The sequence below is a fragment of the Bacillus sp. AR4-2 genome (genome assembly GCF_008274865.1).
GTDB lineage: Bacteria > Bacillota > Bacilli > Bacillales > Bacillaceae_G > Bacillus_A > Bacillus_A cereus.
This window is the reverse complement of sequence record NZ_CP031062.1, coordinates 3,481,612-3,499,743: the sequence shown is the minus strand read 5'-3', so window position 1 is coordinate 3,499,743 and position 18,132 is coordinate 3,481,612. Positions and strand designations below refer to the sequence as shown.

The window sequence follows — 18,132 nt, the reverse complement described above, 5'->3', positions numbered from 1 at the left end:
AAAAAATGATAGGAGATTTTATATGCAAAACAGATCAAGTTCAAATGTTACGTTTATTGATGTGTCTCATTGGGAAGGGAATATTGATTGGAATGCAGTGAAGGCATCTGGAATTCCAGCAGCGTATGCAAAAGCGACAGAAGGTGTAAACTACATTGATCCTACTTTTACTAAGAATGTACAAGCAGCACGAAATGCGAATGTATTAATTGGTGCATACCATTTTGCACGCCCAGAACAAAATGATGCAATTTCAGAGGCAAAATATTTTGTGAGTATATTACAAAATAACCAGACAGACTTAATGCCAGTTCTGGATTTAGAATCACCAACAGATCCGAGTAACAGTAATTTAACTGGTAACGCTATATCGAATTGGGCAAGAAGCTTCATAAATTATGTGAAACAGGCTACTGGAAAAGATGTAATGTTATATACAGGAGTTTGGTATATTAATGAGTTCGGAATTAGCGGATTAAGTGATATACCGCTTTGGATTGCTAAATACTCGAGTACACCGCCTGCTGATGCTGGTGGATGGACAGCGTGGACAGCGTGGCAGTACACAGATTCTGGACAAATTTCAGGCGTAGGAAATTGTGATGTATCAGCTGCAGTTTCATTAGAAGCTTTAAAAGGGAATGGAGCAAGTGGTGGAGGTAATGTTTCCCCGCCTAATAATGCAACTCCAGTGTACGGGGTTGCTATAATTAATGGAGATAATGTGAATTTGAGAAGTGGACCATCTTTGCAGTCTAGTGTAATTCGCCAATTGAATCGTGGCGAAACATATGAAGTTTGGGGAGAACAAGATGGATGGCTTTGTTTAGGGACAAATCAGTGGGTATATAATGATCCGAGTTATATTCAGTATAAACATTATGTGGCGACTATTACTGGTGATAATGTAAATTTGCGTGATGCTCCATCATTAAATGGAAATGTTATAAGACAGTTACATCATGGTGAATCGTATCGAGTATGGAGTAAGCAAGATGGATGGCTTTGCTTAGGGACAAATCAATGGATATACTACGATCCAAGTTATATTCAGTATGGTGTACAATAGAGTGAAAATAAAAGGTGCCCCGTCAGAGGTGCCTTTTATTAAAAATATACAACTTTTACAAAGTCTATATCGAAACCATAGTATACTATAATAGATATATTTATAAAAAATAATCGAAAATGAAATAAAGGGGTAAAAATATGAATTATGTGCTAATAGGTGCGGTTTTAATATTATTAGCTGTAGTATTTGTGCTGTTTTATAAAAATAAACAGTTAGAATCAGAGAGTCAGCAAGTAGAATTTGAAAAGAAACAAGCGATTGAAACGTATAAAAATGAAATTGCAGCTACGGTGATAGAGCATAAAGAACAACAAAATAATTTAAAAAATATGGAACAGAAAAAATACAATGATTTACAAGTAAGTGCAAATAGAGAAATTGAAAATATGCGTATGATGAAAAATCAATTAGCTGTGCAGCATAGTAAAGAACGTAGTGAAATGCAAAATAAACATAATAACGAAATACATATGTTTCAAAAATTAATTGCAAATCTACGAGAATATACTAAAAACGGTGCTGAAATGAATACGTACGAAACATTGCATTATATGAAGCGAGGATTCATAGAGCAAGGCATCATATTAGATGCTGAAATTCAAATCATGCCGAATGTTTTTATTAAAAATAATAGTGAAATAAACGATAATCGAATCCATCATCTCATCTTGTGCAAAACTGGTATTTATCTACTTGAGACGAAAGAATGGGAAGAGAAATTAATTCATGGTTTAACGAAAGAAAATGCTGGTATATATTCATTTATGATTGATGAAATGGGTAAGTATCAACAAGAAGTTGAAAAAGAAGAGACATTTGAATATATAGTAGGTAAAGATTCGTCAACTATACAAGTGAAAAATGAAGGGAATCCAGTATATAGGGCGAAGAAACTATCTCAAATTTTATACAGTGGTTTGAAAGAAATGCAGGCTAATAGTATAAAAGAAAAAGTAAAACCAGTTGTATATTTTTATAATAAAAATGGAAAAGAAATAGTAGACCTTTCTAGTGAGGAAACACCTAGATTAAAAAATCAGGAGCAAATTGTAATGTTCTTCAGAAATGAAATCTTAGCAGGGAAAGTAGTATATACAGTGCAAGAATTAGAACAGATTCGAGAAATGATTAGCCGGATGAATTATATAGTGAGTTAAAAGGGGAGATCTTTCTGAACGCTATGCTACGTGGCATTTTGTATGTCTCTTTTTGTTTGTATATAGTAATGTACATTCTATTTATATTCGTCATTGATATGGTCCATATACCCTTAAGTGTAAGGAGCATTTTTGTAGTATTCATACCATTTGTTTTATTAGTCATGATTCAAAGGGCTATTTTATATGTTTCTAAAAATCGTAATGAAGAAAAGAAGCAAATGTTGGGGGTTTTAATAGTAGCACTCATACCATTAATAGTGTGCACTGTACAACTAAGTGTAAATGAATATACATCAAAGTTTAATCAAAATAGATGGTTAAATCATGCAGATAAGCGGGTATATATGGTAGATGATCTATTACAAAAATATAAATTAATAGGGAAATCAAATGAAGAAATTACACAATTGTTAGGAGCTCCAATGGAAACGAGAAGTGGGGAAGAAGGAGTTACCACTTTGTATTATCTTGGGACTGAACGTGGCTTTATTCCAATAGATAGCGAACAGCTTGTTTTCCAATTTGATAGAGATGGAAAAGTCATGGAATATACGGTGCATAAAGATTAAAGAAACGTAGAGGGAAGCTATATGTTATAGCTTCTTTTTTATTTTTCAATATGTCACGGAAGGGGGAGAAGGTTTTTGAGTGGAATAAGGAATGAAAGCGGAGGTGATGCATATATATAGATGCATTGGGTGATTATTAGTCCGATTGGTGAGGGGTAATAATTAATAAGTACGGACAAAAACCCCACTCATTAAAGTTTTACTTTATCATATTGTATAAATGAAAAGGAGGTAAGACGGTGAAAGCAATCCCGACTGATGTCCTGAGTAAAGAATTGATGGAAAGAGAAGGAGTTATATCTATTACAGTAAAAGAATTTGAAAAAATAGAAGTAGCTGGAGTAGTGGTCGCTGGTCCAGCGGTTATTTTGATTAATCAAGATTAAGTACATATTTTTGAAATAAAAAGCATCCGTCTAGGATGCTTTTTATTTGTATGTAAGGATAAATATGATGGATAATTGTGTTACTGGAGGGAAAGTCTGTGGCAATTATTATAACAATGTTAGTAATGGGTATTTTATTAGGATTTGTTGGAGCTGGAGGAGCTGGGTTTATTATCGCGATACTCACTTTAGTATTTCATATTCCTATTCATGTTGCTCTTGCAACATCTTTAACTGCAATGGCATTTACGACATTATCAGGTGTTGTCAGTCATTACCGTGAAGGCAATGTTGCATTTATTATAGGCGGGATTGTTGGAGGATTTGGCGCAATTGGCTCTTATATTGGTTCTAAATTTGGTTCACTTATACCAGCACATCTTCTTCATTGGTTTACAGCTGGGATGTTATTTTTATCGGCAATTTTTATGTTTATTAAATTAATTATGTTCCAAAACAAAGAACAGTTATCTTTATATAAGCATAAAGAGTTTTCCATGAACTACTTGTTGAAATGTATATGCCTTGGATTAGTTACTGGAATGATGGCTGGTTCATTTGGGATTGGTTCTGCACCGTTTATTCAGCTTGGATTAATGGTTTTATTGAGACTAACGATTCAGCAATCTGTAGGGACAACGATGCTTGTTATATTACCGATTGCAATTGGAGGCGGGCTAGGATATAGTTCGGAAGGATATTTAGATTATATATTGTTATTGCAAGTATTAATTGGGACCATGTTAGGGGCATATATTGGCGCGAAGTTTACAAATTATGCACCGCGAATGCTTTTGAGGTTTTCGATGATTATGACACCGGTTTTAGCTGGATGTATGCTATTGATGGAATAAGGTGAAATTATAATAAGTAGGGGGTTACTGCTTACAAATAGCGGGATAAAATTAATATAGCAAACTATTAATATATTTTACGAATGAATTATATAGGTAATTCATATTTCCCATATAAAAGGATTTGTTTTAATATTATGAGTGTAAAGTTCGAGTATTCGAAGTACTACTTGAATTATATCCCTATCCCTTTTCTAAAAATGCGAACAAGTTTTGCCCTATTCTATTCAATAGTTAATTGCATAGAAATATATTGTTCGATGACCATTATGGAACGTACATAATGGGAAAATCCCGATCCTTAAAGAGGATGCCCCTAATCTTCATGTGAAAATATGATCGGATATGAAAGCTGACCAATTTATGGTCAGCTTTCTTTTTGTTCGAAAATTATTTCTTCTTTAATTTCTGTTTGCAATAATACAGTTTTTCCGAAGCGACGTTTGCATTCCGCGCGCACTTTTTCAAGGGCTAGTAGCTGAGTAGTGGCGGGAACTGTGACAATAGCTTGGCGAGGTTTTCGATTTTCTTCACAAAAGACACATTCCACAACATAATTAGAAATCATATTTTCATCCTTCCAGTTTTAATTTCTAAGAAGGGATTGTCTATGAAGTTGATGTAACTTTTCGTCATTGTTTTATTATTTTCCTTTTTTTTCAAGGGGAAAATAATAAAGAAGGCGAATTTTAGTAGGGGAGGGATGTTTATGGAGAGATGGATAGGTAGTGCAGCGGTATGTGTAAATGAAAAAAATGAAGTTTTAATGGTATTGCAGGGCAAAGAGGGAGAAGAAAAAAGGTGGTCTGTCCCAAGTGGAGGACTTGAAAAGGGAGAGACACTAGAAGAATGTTGTATTAGGGAAGTTTGGGAAGAAACAGGTTACAATGTGGAAGTTGTAAATAAAATATATGAAAAAGAGGGTATTACATACGGTGTTCCAGTGTATGTCCATTATTATTTTGTTAAACAAATAGGCGGTAATATGAAAATCCAAGATCCTGATGAGTTAATACATGAAATTGCTTGGAAAGGGATACATGAAGTTGAACAATTGTGTTTAGCTTTTCCAGAGGATTATGAATTGCTGTGCCAATATATAGATAAAGAAGCAAGTATGTAAATACTTGCTTCTTTAATGTATCCAAGACAAGAAAAGCGGAACGATAACTAAACTAGCGCCTGCTGTTAAAAGCATGGATAAACTTGCGATTGTTCCTTCCACAGGACCGATTTCGAATGCTTTTGATGTACCGGTTCCATTTGCGCTCGTTCCTAACATAATACCTTTTGCGATTGCTGTTTTAATACGGCAAATACGTATGAGAGAAGGACCGAGCAATGCTCCTGTTAAGGCAGTTAAAACGACAAATACAGCAGTTAATTGTGACATGCCACCAATCATTTCTGAAATAGCCATTGCGATTGGTGTTGTTACGATATGTGGCGCTAAACTATGTTCTAGTGATGAATCAATTTGAAAATAATTTGCTAGTAGTGCTGAAGTAATGACTGATAAAAACGAACCGACAATGACATTAAGTAAGATAGCCATTCCATGTTTCTTTAATAAATCAAAATATTTATAGATTGGCCATGCAAAAGCAACTGTTGCGGGCTTTAATAATTCAGTTAACCAGTGACCACCAGATTCATATGTTTCATAAGGTGTATCTAATCCGAGCAATAAAGCAATTAAAATAATGGGACAGACGAGAAGAGGAGAAAGTAGACTCCAATTCCAACGTTGATACATTTTTTTTGATATCCAATATGTGAATAGTGTTAATAGTAAACAAAGAAATCCGATCATTGCGTTGATCCTTTCCGCTTTAGTAGCAATTCTGTTAAAAGTCCTGTAACTAAGGTAACGCAAAGAGTGCTAATCATAATAATTAAAATGAGATCGATTCCATATTGTGTTAGTGTATCTCTGTAACGTATGACAGCGACTGCAGAAGGGATGAAAAATAAAATAAGTTCTTTTAATAAAAAATCTGCTCCGTCCTGTATCCATTCTTTTTTAACTAGGTTAAATTTTAATGAAATTAATAATAAAAAAATACCGATTATACTTCCTGGAACTGGGAGGTGTGCCTGTTTTGCAATCCATTCACCTGTCCAAGCGAAACAAAATAGTAATAAAATTTGTCCGCTTAACTTCCACCATTTCATACAGTAACCACCTCTTTCTTTTTTTACATAAAAATTGTAAAAAAGAATTAACAATTTCTACTATACGTTCATTCAAAATATTTGTCTAATATATAAATTATATGTTATTAATATATTAGACATATTAATCGAAAGTGAAAAGGGTGTCCAAAAATGGAATTACGGCATTTGCAATATTTTGTTGTTGTGGCAGAAGAGTTACACTTTGGACGGGCAGCTGCTCGTTTACAAATGACACAACCACCACTTAGTCAACAAATACAGCAATTAGAAAAAGAAATGGGAGTTACATTATTTTCAAGAACGAAAAGAAAGGTTGAACTAACAGAAGCAGGAGAAATGTTTTTAAAAGAAGTAAAAAAAGCGTTTGAACAAATTGAAAAAGCAGTAGAAGTTGCACAAAGTGCGCAAAGGGGAGAAGTAGGATCACTTTCAATTGGTTTTGTAGGTGCGGCGATATATGATATTTTACCATCAATTGTTAGGGAATATAGAAAGAAATTTCCGAGAGTGTCTGTTGCATTACATGAATTGTCAACACCAGATCAAGTTCATGCACTTCATGATAACCGTATTGATATTGGCTTTTTACGTCCACCAATTCCAACACAATTATTAGAATTAGAGCCAATTCAAAGGTTATCTTGCACCTTATGTTTACCAAAGGCACATCCACTTGCAGAGAAAGATGAAATACATATAGAAGATTTACGAGATGAGCCGTTTGTATTTATTACGAGACCAGTATGGCCAGCTTTGTATGATACAATTTTATCTCTTTGCAGAGAAGTAGGATTTAGTCCACGTATTGTACAAGAAGCAACAGAGTATCAAACAGTTATGGGGCTTGTAGCAGCAGGGATTGGAATTACAGTAATACCCGTATCGGCAAATAAGTTATATAAAACAGAAGTTGTATATAAAGAATTATATGATTCTAATTTTGTGGCAGAAATGTCAGTGGCTTACAAAAAAATGAATAGTAATCCAGAGCTACTAGAGTTTTTAAAAATTGCAAGAGAGAAGAAAAGAATAGAAGTAGAAGATGAGTAATAGTAGTAACAGAAAATGGAGTTAATTCAGATTTATAAAAGTACACCTTGTTAAACAATAAAGCGGAAATGCAACTTAAGTTGCATTTCCGCTTTATTGTTCTTTTTTTAGCTCGATACTAAATAGATAAACGTGTTCATTTTCTTTTAAGAGTAAATCAATACCTTTGTCTTCGTCAATTGTAGGGACGCTTACAGTTTCTTTACTTGTTTGGATTACAGCAGCTAAAATTGTTTTTTGATTGTATTTTAAATTTTTTATAGATTGGATTGTAGTAGTTGCGGAGCTATTTACGCTTGGTGGTGCTTCTTCATGAACAAGCGTTGAACCACCTTCAATATTCATATACCACTGCCTTTTTTCTTGTATATCTTTATTGAATTGGAAATGTGGTGGTAAAAAAGAAAGCTTTACTTTCTTTTTTGAAAAATGTGAGGTAGCTATATTAGCAATTTCTTTTGTTTTTTTACCATTGTTATAATAATCAATTGTAGCATTTATTTCATCTTTATCATTTTTAAGCGTAACGTTATAAAACATGCTATTTCCTTCTTGAAAAGGAGTCATTTGTAAAATAGAAGCTTGCTCTTTTGTTAATTTGTATGGCTCAACAATGGCAACTTCATTGTTTTTTATTTGGCTACAACTTGGGAGTAATAATAAACACAAGATTGATAGTAATTTTATACGCATGCAATCTCCTCCTTTTTACAATTATATTCTAAATGTGATTTTTTATCATTTCGTTTTCTAGGACTAAAGACTTAGAAGAAATTCCGATTGTAGTGCGATGTTTAAAATGTCATATTTTTATACACTAGTAGTATAGAATGCGTATGTAATAAGGTAGGGGAAGAATTTTATGTCTTTATGTCGGTTAGCGAGAAAAAATATTAGAACATTTGCTACCAAAAGGATGAAGCAATTTATGTGGATTGCTATGAGTACTATGATTTTGTTTTTTATGATATCGTTACAATTTAATGAAGTAGTTGCTGGGGAATTAGGGACTACGCTTTTATTTCAAATGTGTTTTTACACGTTGTTTATCGTAGTCATTTTCATATGTACGTTTATTACATATAAAATGACTTATTCTCTTTTGCAAGTGAAGAAAGAAGAAGTTAAATCTTATGTAGCAGAGAATAGGAAGAGAAATGATGTACTATGTTTATTATGTCAGGAGCAATTATTCATTTATGGAGCAGCGTTTGTTTTTGGATTAGTTAATGGGATGTTATTTTTAAAATTATTTACGATTATCTTTATAAGAATAGCAGGAATACAAGGGATAAATAGTGCACCGATTACAATATATGCAATAGTAGTAGTGAGTATAATTATGATTGTTATCCTTCTATTATCGATGGTGCAATGTTTTCGATTTGTTCAAAGTTTACAAGATAAAAATTCGTTGCATTTCAAGAAAAAGGCATGAGAAATCATGCCTTTTTCCATTTTACACATAAAAATAATCATGTTACAGTGAAAAGACCTGACAAAGAATGGGAAGGAAAGGTTGTATAGAATGACAAATGAACAATCAATTGTAAAAGTCGATCGGTTAACGAAGCGAATCGGATCAAAGACACTTGTACAAAATATTAGTTTTGAAGTGAAAAAAGGCGAGGTTGTCGGTTTACTCGGACCAAACGGTGCTGGAAAAACGACTTTAATGAGAATGATGGTTGGTATGATCCGTATGACAGAAGGTGAAGTATGGATTGATGGTCAATCTGTGAAACAGCAATTCGAAAAAACAGCTGCGAAAATTGGAGCGGTAATTGAGACACCTGAATTTTATCCTTTTTTGAGCGGCTATGAAAATTTAACATATTTCGGACGAATGAATGGTAATGTGACCGAAGAACGTATCGATGAAGTAGTGAAATTGTTAGGGATGGGACAAGTAATTGATCGCAAAGTAAAAGCGTATTCACTCGGCATGAGACAACGTTTAGGAATCGCTCAGGCACTTATTCACGATCCAGACGTGTTGATACTAGATGAACCGACAAATGGATTAGACCCTAGTGGAATACATGAAATGAGAATGTACATAAAAAAAATTGCACATGAACAAGGAAAAGCTGTACTTGTATCAAGTCACTTACTTTCAGAAGTTGAATTAATGTGTGACAGAGTTATCATTATTCAGCACGGGGAATATGTGGCTACGCAAAATATTCAGCATAGCCAAAGCGAAGAGATGGAGACGATCCGTATACGTGTAGATGATGCGAATAAAGCAGCAGAAATATTAGGGCATGATGTTTTAGTAAAAGATAATGAATTACTTATTAATGTAAAAGATGAAGAAATCCCAAATGTTATTCGTACATTGCTTGAGAAAAATATTCAAGTGTATCGTGTATATGAAGAAAGAAAAACGTTAGAAGAGCAATTTTTAGAATTAACAGGGGGAAAAGATATTGTTTAATTTAGTATATAACGAACTGTATAAAATATTTAAGCGGAAGCGAACGATTATTCCATTTGCAGTTATTGCAGTATTAATAATCGGATTAGGATGGGTTACGGTAAAGTATTTTGAACCGGAAACAAAAGGATGGAAAGTAGATTATACAGAACGAACTGTAGAAATTGAGAAAAAGCTTGGCATGAAAAAAGAAGCTATTTTAGCAGAAAAATCAGGGGATGAGCTTGTAAAAGAATACCAGCTTAAGATGAAGCATTTAGATACGGATACAGCACCGGCAAGCAGTTCTCCACTTTCTTTCATGAGAGATACAGGTTTTATCGTATTTCCAATTTTGCTCCCATTTATCCTCGTGTATGCAAGTACAATTTTTGCGAATGAATATAGCTGGGGAACATATAAATTTTTAACGATACGACCAGCGAGTCGCTTTAAAATTTTAACAGCAAAATTTTTAGCAATCGTTATATTTGCAGCTTTATTATTTATATTTAATATGATCTTCTCCGCTTTATGTGGACTTGTTATTTATAAATTCCAACAGCCTGCATGGAGTGAGTTTATTTTCCAAGATGGAAATATAATAAAACAAAACATTTTTGTAGAAGCAAGTAAATATTATGTTTTATCGTGGTTACCAACGGTTGTGTACGCATCGTTTGCATTTATGATTTCTGTGTTAACGAGATCTAGTGGAGGTGCAATTGGTATTTCACTATTCCTTGCTTTATCAGGCAATATTGCGTTATTAGCAGCCACTAGATATAACTGGGCGAAATATTTATTGCCAGCAAACACAGATTTATATAGTATTTCAAAGAACGGAAGTTTTATTGATGGAGTAACATTCCCGTTTGCATCATGTATGTTGCTACTTTATTTGTTCGTATTTTTATGTATTTCATATACTGTGTTTTTAAAACGTGATTTAACTTAATAAGAAAAGCCGTTCAGGGTGCTGAGATGCACTTTGAACGGCTTTTTTTATGAGAATTGTTTAAGTGCTCTTTCGGCTAGTAAAGCAAAGTATTCTGCACTTATAGGCAGTGCCTCTTCATTAATTGTAAAAGCAGGATGATGCCATTCATGTGTACCGCTCGTTCCCATAAAGACGAATGAACCTGGTATTTCCTGTTGGTAAAATGAGAAATCTTCTCCAGCCATTGATAGACTAGGCGAGATGATATTAAGATTCATCTTTGTGGCAACTTGAATAGATAAGTCTGTAAGAGCTTTATCGTTGTGAACAGCAGGAGGGCCTGAATAAAAACGGAATTTCGTTTTTACACCTAATGCATCAGATACACCTTTAATAATACGCTCCATGAGTGCTGGAATCTTTTCACGTGTTTCAGCTTGGAACGTGCGAATCGTTCCTTCTAACGTAGCTTTTTCAGGAATCACGTTCCACGTATTTCCTGCGTGAATATTTGTAACACTAACAACCGCATTATGAGATGAACTTATATTTCGGCTTACAATTGTTTGCAGTGCCATCACAATTTGAGAGGATGCGACAATAGGATCTACGCCAGCATCTGGTACAGCCGCGTGTGTACCAACTCCGTGAATTTCAATTTCAAATCGATCAACTCCAGCCATCAGTGGACCATCTTTAATGCCAATTGTACCTACTGGTAAATCAGGTTTATTATGCATGCCGAAAATCGCTTGCACATTACGTAAATGTCCAGCATCAATAACTTTGCAAGCGCCATTACTACTTTCTTCAGCTGGTTGGAATATGAAGCGAACCGTTCCATTTAGGGAAGATTCTCTTTCTTTTAATAAGAAAGCAGTACCTAAAATGGCAGCTGTATGAAAATCGTGTCCACAAGCATGCATTTTCCCTCGTACTCTAGATGCATAGGACAAATGTGTTTCTTCTTGAATAGGAAGGGCATCAATATCAGCACGAACTGCTACAATTGGTCCGTTTTTATTACCAGACACTTCAGCGATAATTCCTGTTTCTAAATTGGAATCAATGATAGTAATGTTTTTTTCTTCTAACCAATTTTTTATTGCTTTTGTTGTTTCGAACTCTTCATATGATAGTTCTGGATACTCATGTAAATGTCGACGGATGGAAATAAGTTTTTCTTTTAGTTGATTTGAAATAGATACCATGTAGTATGCCTTCTTTCTTCAGCAAAATATTTATCATAAGTATACAACAATAAAAGAGAGGATTCTCAAATGAAAATCCTCTCTCGTTTATCCCATAAAAGCCCGATTGGTTCAACTAATTAAAGTTTCACTTTATGCTGCGACTTTTTTATGCGTATGATGTTTACGATAACGTCCACGCATTGCGTATGCAATTTGCGGGATTGCAATCCCAATTAATATAAGTGATACACCGAACCATTGTGAAGATAGTACAGCCTCTTTTAAAACGAATACTGACATAATTGTTGTAACTGGTAGTTCCGCTGCACCAAGAATAGTCGCTAAGCCAGAACCGATTTTTGGAATCCCGATTGTAAAGGCAATAGATGGAATAACGATACTAAATGTTCCTAATCCTAAACCGTATTTCCAAAGACCTTGAGAAATGGCACCATTAAAAATAAATGTTGGTGGGAATACAATCATGACTAAAGTTAAAGCACCAGTCATTAAGAGAACACCGCGCGGTAATGAAGGTACTTCAACAGCAACTTTTCCGCTTACGAAAATGTATGTTGCGAATGTAACAGCAGATAATAAACCTAAAATGACCCCAGTCGTATCGAAAGCACCTACTGATTGTTCAAGTAAACCACTTGATAAAAATGTCCCTACAAGTAAGAAAATAACAGAAATAACTTTTTCTCTTGAAGGTAATGTTTTTGTTGCGACTGCTTCAATGATAATTCCGACCCAAACGAATTGGAATAAAAGAATAATTGCAATAGAAGCTGGTACAGTTTTTAATGAAGCATAATAAAAAATCCCGGTAAAACTTGCAGATGTTCCTGCAACGAATAAAAGTAATGCTTGCTTTAAAGGAACGCGATGTCTAGAAAATAGAAGTGTAATAGCAAGCAAAATAATCCAACCGAACAAATATTGGCTGCCAATTACCTCTCCAAGTGAAAATCCTTCTGCATATGCAAGCTTAACAAAAATAGCTAAAATTCCATAACTACACGCTCCTAATAAAACTAAAAGAGAATAACGAAGCATGAAAAATTCCTCCCATCTATATGAAGTTGTTCCGTATCGAAAATATATAACTAGAGGGAAGTATACAAAATTAGAAATAAAGGGTCAAATGAAAGAAAAGTATGACATTTTATAGAATAATAATAAAAGTATGATATTTATGCATAATCTTGAAATTATTAATAGTAGAAGTATTATAAAATCAACTTTGCATTGTATAGAGCTAGCATTTGAAAAAAATATTTTTTAAACCAATATGTATATAGACGTACTAGTAACGTGCTAATTATTTGAGAAACTATGTTACCTTTGTTATGGTAGTGACAATTAAAGGAGTTTCATAATCCATTTGAGTTTTTTCTATATAATAGAAGGAAATGAAAACGTTTTATTAGAAACTGTGAGGAAGTACGGTTTTTCTTATTGCCACGTTGTAAAAGTGATTTCACGAATTGTTCATAGTATTTTTATGTGTTTTTGTTACAATATTTAGGGAGAGGAGTGGAATGATGCAAGATATTAGTATTTTTTTAGCGTTTGGCGCCGGGTTCTTATCATTTATTTCCCCATGTTGCTTACCGCTTTATCCGGCATTTTTATCGTACATAACAGGTATGTCGGTTTCTGAATTGAAAGAAGAAAATGCAATGCTTCGCAAAAGAAGTATGATACATACAGCGTTTTTCTTACTTGGATTTTCAATTATATTTATTGCAATTGGATTTGGTACAAGTTTTATTGGAGGAATCTTTACTGACTATAAAGATTTAATCAGACAGTTAGGTGGTATATTTATCATCGTGTTCGGCTTAATTATTGTTGGGGTGTTTAAGCCGAAATTTTTAATGCAAGACCGTAAATTTACATTTAAAAATCGTCCAAGTGGCTATTTTGGATCAGTACTAATTGGATTAGCCTTTGCAGCAGGGTGGACGCCATGTACCGGACCAATTCTAGTGTCTGTAATTGGATTAGCAGCAACAAACCCAGAATCAGCAATGATTTACATGATTGCTTACATACTTGGATTTGCTATCCCGTTTTTCGTACTGTCATTCTTTATTACGAAAATGTCTTGGATTAAAAGAAATAGTATGGCCTTCATGAAAGTCGGAGGATATATTATGATTGTTATGGGGGTCTTCCTATACTTTAACTGGATGACGAAAATTATCGTATATTTCTCAAGTTTATTTGGTGGTTTTACCGGTTTTTAGTATTATTCTGCGAAAATGTTGGAAATACTAACGGAAAAGCATATAATGAAAGTATATTTTGCATATAGCCACAAAAAAGGATGAGAAAATATGAACATAGTTCTTTTATCAAGTATCGTTGCTGTTTGTATGGCTGTCGGTGCGATGTTTATTCGTTTAAAAGCAGCTAAGAAACCTGCAACATTGAAAAAAATTATACTTCCGCCATTTTTTATGAGCACGGGAGCATTGATGTATGTTTTTCCTGAATTTCGATTAACTCCAGCGGAAATGTTAGAAGCAATTGGCGTCGGTTTGTTTTTCTCTATTTTTCTTATTAAAACATCTAAATTTGAAATTAGAGGACAAGAGATTTATTTGAAGCGTTCAAAAGCCTTTGTTTTTATATTAATTGGATTACTTGTAGTGCGGATTGTATTTAAAACATACTTAAGCCAATCTCTTGATTTAGGACAACTTAGTGGCATGTTCTTTTTACTTGCGTTCGCGATGATTGTGTCATGGAGAATTGCAATGTATCGTTCCTTTACGAAATTACAGAAGGAAATGGAAAAAGAAGATGGTTTTTATAATGAAAAAGATATGAAGCTAACTTAAAAACTGTATATGTACCAAATAAAAAGACAGCGTCAAAGGCGCTGTCTTTTTTATCGAAAATAATATGAAGTTACTTTGCGAGTAAAGATCGATAGTTAGAATAATCAATCTTTTTTTCTTGTAGTTTTTTAATTAAAAATTTATGATCACGCTTTGGTGTGGCAATGATATATCCTTTAATAAGTAAGTCTTGTGTAATTTGAGAGGCATTTTCTTGTAATGCAAGTTCCCCGATTTTTCCAGCAATCTTTGATTTTGCAACATCGCGAAATAGTTCTGGAACAGGACTTACAAGCTCTTCTAACAATTGTTTTTGTTCGTCAGCCCATAAATGTCTCGTTTTATTTATGTAGTGTTCTTCCCAATCCAAAATGGACATGCCGTCTTCTTTTGGTAAACGTTTTAAAAATTTTCTGAACATAAAGTATCCACCGATAGACATAAGCCCTAATAAAATAACCGTCCATAATACAATGAACCAACTGAACCATCCTTCGAGCAAGCATATCCCCCCTTAATGATAGCGGTTTTCTTTTATTCATATTATATACAGTGAGATTCATAGAAAGCAAGAACGCTTGGTCATTTTGACCAAGCGTTATCATTTAAACAAAGTATAGTTGTTCCACATGTAAATTATTATTATCATCTTCTACATATTCAATGATTAATGTGCCAACTTTACGATCTTTATCTTCAGTTGTGAAAATAGAGTAAGAAGTAAAACGTGTTTTTGATAGGCCGCTTATGTGTGTAGGTAAAGAAATGTAGTCGTTATCGCGGAAGAATTCCATCAGTTCAATATCCTCAAATTCTTTTCGGTCAACTTGTTTGTTTGTATAGCGGCGTTGAAGTTGTTTTAAAGATTCATTCCAAGAAATTGCTTTTGTGTCGTATACCATTGTTCTATCTCCTTACTGTATGTAATTATTAAGAACATACGTTCTAATCTAGTATACTCTTTTTATTAGAAAAGGGAAAGCAAAAAATAATGTAAGCTTGGATTTCCAAGCTTACATTATTGATGCGTCCGTCATAATCTCTATTTTTCATTATAAGTTAGATAAGAATAAGAAACAAGATGATATATATAATGTTGAGAGTTTTCAAGATTCTGTATATTATAGGTGTACTAAAGTGTAAGGGAATGAGAGGTGTGACATACGTAATTTCACTGCAAGGGCCGATGGCTAGCGGAAAAACAACATTAGCAAAAAGGTTAGAAAAGAGAGGGTTTCGAGTTATATATGAAAATCCATATCCAATTGTAGAGAAGCGAAAAAAATTGAATTTAGATATGAATTCAAAAGTAGGGTTTATTATGAATCAAAAAATGTTTATGGAAGCAAAAATAAAGGAGTTTCAAAATGTGAAAGATTCAGTCGTAATTTTTGATCGCGGACCAGAAGACATTGAGTTTTTTACACTCTTTTATCCAACGATTATAGGAGAAGAGTGGGATATAGAAACTGAATTGAAAGATGAATTATATAAATTAAGAGAATGCCGTTCGGATGTGATTTTTTACTTAGATGTTACGAAAAAGAATGTATATGATAGAAAAAATAATGATAGAACAAGAAACAGAAGTACGTTTGAGGAGCAATTTAAATTAGTAGAAACTGAAAAAGACTGGTATAAACAATTTCCTGTAACTTATGTGGACACGAATAGATTAACAGTGGACGATTTAGAGGTATATTTTATGGACTGGTTAAAGGAGAGAGGGCTATGAAAAAAATACTTTTATTTGTATACTCAACATTTGCAGAGTTTGAAATAACAGTAGCGACGGCATTGCTGAAAAATAAATATGAAATCATTACAGCGGGCTTAACGAATGAATTGGTTATAAGTGAAACTGGGTTGCAAGTGCAGCCACATATAGAAGTAAGTGAAGTACGTGTAGATGAGTATGAGGGGATACTTATTCCAGGTGGAGAAGAAGTACAGTTGGAAGATGCAAAACCTCTTTTTTCAATCATTCGTCAATTTCATGAACAAGAAAAATTAGTGGCGGCAATTTGTGCTGGACCGTATGCGCTAGCAAAAGCAGGGTTATTTAAAGAGATTTCTTATACTGCGACTATAGATTATCAAAAATTCGATTGTTTTCCAGTAGAAAATTTCGTGTATGAAGAAGTTGTGCAACACTCAAATATTATTACAGCACAAGGGCATGCATTTGTACCATTTGGAATAGCAATTGCCTCTTATTTTGGAGTGGCAGACAAACATAATACAGATTTTTATTGTGGTAAAGGTAATGTAGTAATGGAGAAACTTTTACGAGAAAACGTGTAAAAGCTAGCAAATGCTAGCTTTTTTCTTTTTTACACCGATAAATTACTAACGTTTTTGGATCGCGCCATATACCGTTATGGAGAGATAATTCCTTGTTGATTTCTTCTGTTAGCCATTCTTTCATCTCGGCTTGAAGATACATATTATCGGGTATATTTAACGATGGAAACATGCTGGAAATATAGTTTACTATTGGGGTAGCATGATCAAAAACGAGCGCATTATGAATAACTGTTTCTTCAACCGTTTGAAAAGCAGATGCTACTATCTCTTTACCATTTTCTAAACAAAATGGAGAGACTGCTGGTGATGTTTTCGGTAGATCAAATGCGTCAAGCATGTTGTTACACATTTCAACTATACGAGGTAATGAAACTTTAGAATTTGTTGTAGCTAAAAGTGTTCCGCCAGAACGAATGACTTTATAAAAGCCTTGAATTGTTTTTTCAACATCTTTCACATGGTATAACATATGTCTTGCAATTATTAGGTCATAACAATTTGTTTCGAAAGGAAGTTTACTAGCGTCCCCTCGTTTCCATTCTATTAAGTTATTTATTTTAGCAGCTTCAGCAAGCATAGCTTCGGATTGATCAAACCCGGTTAATGGGCCTTTATGACCATTTGTTTGTAAAAGGGAAAGGAATTTTCCACTAGCGCACCCAACCTCTAATATGTTTTCATCCCCTTGAAGGTGTAAATGTTCAATGACGATCTTATCTAAATCTACGTGTTTTTCTTCGTAATGTGTATGTGTGTCGATGCGTGTTTGTAAATGGTTGCTAACGTTATATTGACGTTTTACATCATTCATTTTGTCACATTCCACCTTTGTGCAAAATTGTTGGATTGCATGTGTTAATACATCTGTTTTCTTTAAACCTTCGTAATGGAGTGCTGATTCAAACCTTTCAAGTAATTTCTCTTCAATTCGAAAATGAATATCTTTTCGTTTTGTCACTGAAATTTCGCCCCTTTGCATCTGTTAGTGAGACTATAGCACGTCTGGAAATTTTGTGTAAATCATTTGTGTACACAAAATTAGGGGGATGAAAAAAATGTTTGAATATGATTTTAAACTATTGACGATTTAACCGTTTTCATATATTCTTAAATTAAGTAATATTCAAATAATTCAAAAGAAATGAGAGAGTC

24 protein-coding genes are annotated in these 18,132 nt (G+C 33.7%); 15 read left to right on the top strand and 9 right to left on the bottom strand.

Annotated elements, in window-relative coordinates; all coding sequences use genetic code 11:
• Positions 1-22 precede the first annotated feature (22 nt).
• The 5 genes from DN399_RS17990 (at position 23) to DN399_RS17970 (ending at position 4,041) form a co-directional block, all read left to right on the top strand.
• Entirely contained in the window at positions 23-1,069 is a 1,047-nt protein-coding gene (locus DN399_RS17990; RefSeq protein WP_078384606.1) for a GH25 family lysozyme, read from the top strand.
• Positions 1,070-1,209: 140 nt separating this feature from the next.
• The gene (locus DN399_RS17985; RefSeq protein ID WP_149149875.1) at positions 1,210-2,229 is read left to right on the top strand and encodes an NERD domain-containing protein; all 1,020 of its coding nucleotides are present in this window, start codon (positions 1,210-1,212) and stop codon (positions 2,227-2,229) included.
• Positions 2,230-2,252: 23 nt separating this feature from the next.
• Positions 2,253-2,801 (top strand): hypothetical protein, encoded by a 549-nt coding sequence (locus tag DN399_RS17980; protein ID WP_016123241.1) that lies wholly within the window; start codon positions 2,253-2,255, stop codon positions 2,799-2,801.
• Between the two features lie 239 nt (positions 2,802-3,040).
• Entirely contained in the window at positions 3,041-3,187 is a 147-nt protein-coding gene (locus DN399_RS17975) for a BC1881 family protein (RefSeq protein ID WP_000644411.1), read from the top strand.
• Positions 3,188-3,285: 98 nt separating this feature from the next.
• Entirely contained in the window at positions 3,286-4,041 is a 756-nt protein-coding gene (locus DN399_RS17970) for a sulfite exporter TauE/SafE family protein (RefSeq protein ID WP_086412326.1), read from the top strand.
• 367 nt (positions 4,042-4,408) lie between these two features.
• On the opposite strand, the gene DN399_RS17965 is transcribed toward DN399_RS17970, so the two are convergent.
• On the bottom strand, positions 4,409-4,609 hold the full coding sequence (locus DN399_RS17965; protein WP_000625226.1) for a DUF3903 domain-containing protein: 201 nt from the start codon (positions 4,607-4,609) through the stop codon (positions 4,409-4,411).
• A 141-nt stretch (positions 4,610-4,750) separates the two neighbouring features.
• On the opposite strand from DN399_RS17965, the gene DN399_RS17960 reads away from it, so the two are divergent.
• A complete protein-coding gene (locus DN399_RS17960; protein ID WP_000442975.1) occupies positions 4,751-5,164 on the top strand; it encodes an NUDIX hydrolase in 414 nt (137 codons plus the stop codon).
• A gap of 12 nt (positions 5,165-5,176) precedes the next feature.
• Here DN399_RS17960 and DN399_RS17955 read toward each other — a convergent pair whose 3' ends face one another.
• On the bottom strand, positions 5,177-5,854 hold the full coding sequence (locus tag DN399_RS17955; protein ID WP_000578954.1) for an LrgB family protein: 678 nt from the start codon (positions 5,852-5,854) through the stop codon (positions 5,177-5,179).
• Positions 5,851-6,216, bottom strand: a complete 366-nt coding sequence (locus DN399_RS17950; RefSeq protein WP_000872365.1) for a CidA/LrgA family holin-like protein — start codon at positions 6,214-6,216, stop codon at positions 5,851-5,853. The genes DN399_RS17955 and DN399_RS17950 overlap by 4 nt, the downstream gene beginning before the upstream one ends.
• Positions 6,217-6,369: 153 nt before the next feature.
• On the opposite strand from DN399_RS17950, the gene alsR reads away from it, so the two are divergent.
• Entirely contained in the window at positions 6,370-7,269 is a 900-nt protein-coding gene (gene alsR, locus DN399_RS17945) for an acetoin biosynthesis transcriptional regulator AlsR (protein ID WP_000423234.1), read from the top strand.
• 93 nt (positions 7,270-7,362) lie between these two features.
• Here the strand turns inward: alsR and DN399_RS17940 are convergent, their stop codons facing one another.
• The gene (locus DN399_RS17940; protein WP_086412324.1) at positions 7,363-7,962 is read right to left on the bottom strand and encodes a histidine kinase; all 600 of its coding nucleotides are present in this window, start codon (positions 7,960-7,962) and stop codon (positions 7,363-7,365) included.
• Positions 7,963-8,131: 169 nt separating this feature from the next.
• Here DN399_RS17940 and DN399_RS17935 point away from each other — a divergent pair, with 169 nt between their 5' ends.
• From DN399_RS17935 to DN399_RS17925, 3 genes are all read left to right on the top strand, one after another.
• Complete coding sequence (locus DN399_RS17935) at positions 8,132-8,707, top strand: FtsX-like permease family protein (protein WP_149149874.1); 576 nt, start codon at positions 8,132-8,134, stop codon at positions 8,705-8,707.
• 90 nt (positions 8,708-8,797) lie between these two features.
• Positions 8,798-9,709 carry an ABC transporter ATP-binding protein gene (locus DN399_RS17930; protein WP_000180622.1) on the top strand — a complete coding sequence of 304 codons (912 nt, stop codon included), beginning with the start codon at positions 8,798-8,800 and terminating at the stop codon, positions 9,707-9,709.
• On the top strand, positions 9,702-10,646 hold the full coding sequence (locus DN399_RS17925; RefSeq protein WP_000482759.1) for an ABC transporter permease: 945 nt from the start codon (positions 9,702-9,704) through the stop codon (positions 10,644-10,646). The genes DN399_RS17930 and DN399_RS17925 overlap by 8 nt, the downstream gene beginning before the upstream one ends.
• Positions 10,647-10,693: 47 nt before the next feature.
• On the opposite strand, the gene DN399_RS17920 is transcribed toward DN399_RS17925, so the two are convergent.
• Complete coding sequence (locus DN399_RS17920; RefSeq protein ID WP_006927411.1) at positions 10,694-11,839, bottom strand: M20 peptidase aminoacylase family protein; 1,146 nt, start codon at positions 11,837-11,839, stop codon at positions 10,694-10,696.
• A 132-nt stretch (positions 11,840-11,971) separates the two neighbouring features.
• Positions 11,972-12,880, bottom strand: coding sequence for an EamA family transporter (locus DN399_RS17915; protein ID WP_000947046.1), 909 nt, complete (start codon positions 12,878-12,880; stop codon positions 11,972-11,974).
• A 322-nt stretch (positions 12,881-13,202) separates the two neighbouring features.
• Between DN399_RS17915 and DN399_RS28660 the strand changes: the two genes are divergently transcribed.
• The 3 genes from DN399_RS28660 (at position 13,203) to DN399_RS17900 (ending at position 14,673) form a co-directional block, all read left to right on the top strand.
• A complete protein-coding gene (locus tag DN399_RS28660) occupies positions 13,203-13,352 on the top strand; it encodes a peptidase T (protein WP_071732505.1) in 150 nt (49 codons plus the stop codon).
• 16 nt (positions 13,353-13,368) lie between these two features.
• The gene (gene ccdA / locus DN399_RS17905; RefSeq protein WP_001152676.1) at positions 13,369-14,076 is read left to right on the top strand and encodes a cytochrome c-type biogenesis protein CcdA; all 708 of its coding nucleotides are present in this window, start codon (positions 13,369-13,371) and stop codon (positions 14,074-14,076) included.
• Positions 14,077-14,166: 90 nt separating this feature from the next.
• Positions 14,167-14,673 (top strand): CcdC family protein, encoded by a 507-nt coding sequence (locus DN399_RS17900; RefSeq protein ID WP_001028439.1) that lies wholly within the window; start codon positions 14,167-14,169, stop codon positions 14,671-14,673.
• A 70-nt stretch (positions 14,674-14,743) separates the two neighbouring features.
• On the opposite strand, the gene DN399_RS17895 is transcribed toward DN399_RS17900, so the two are convergent.
• Complete coding sequence (locus DN399_RS17895; RefSeq protein WP_000889377.1) at positions 14,744-15,175, bottom strand: DUF2621 domain-containing protein; 432 nt, start codon at positions 15,173-15,175, stop codon at positions 14,744-14,746.
• Positions 15,176-15,278: 103 nt separating this feature from the next.
• The gene (locus DN399_RS17890) at positions 15,279-15,575 is read right to left on the bottom strand and encodes a hypothetical protein (RefSeq protein ID WP_000262401.1); all 297 of its coding nucleotides are present in this window, start codon (positions 15,573-15,575) and stop codon (positions 15,279-15,281) included.
• A gap of 245 nt (positions 15,576-15,820) precedes the next feature.
• On the opposite strand from DN399_RS17890, the gene DN399_RS17880 reads away from it, so the two are divergent.
• Positions 15,821-16,408, top strand: coding sequence for an AAA family ATPase (locus tag DN399_RS17880; RefSeq protein ID WP_002024590.1), 588 nt, complete (start codon positions 15,821-15,823; stop codon positions 16,406-16,408).
• Entirely contained in the window at positions 16,405-16,977 is a 573-nt protein-coding gene (locus DN399_RS17875; protein WP_000722233.1) for a DJ-1/PfpI family protein, read from the top strand. The genes DN399_RS17880 and DN399_RS17875 overlap by 4 nt, the downstream gene beginning before the upstream one ends.
• 13 nt (positions 16,978-16,990) lie before the next feature.
• Here DN399_RS17875 and DN399_RS17870 read toward each other — a convergent pair whose 3' ends face one another.
• Positions 16,991-17,938 (bottom strand): class I SAM-dependent methyltransferase, encoded by a 948-nt coding sequence (locus DN399_RS17870; protein ID WP_000166760.1) that lies wholly within the window; start codon positions 17,936-17,938, stop codon positions 16,991-16,993.
• Positions 17,939-18,132: the final 194 nt, after the last annotated feature.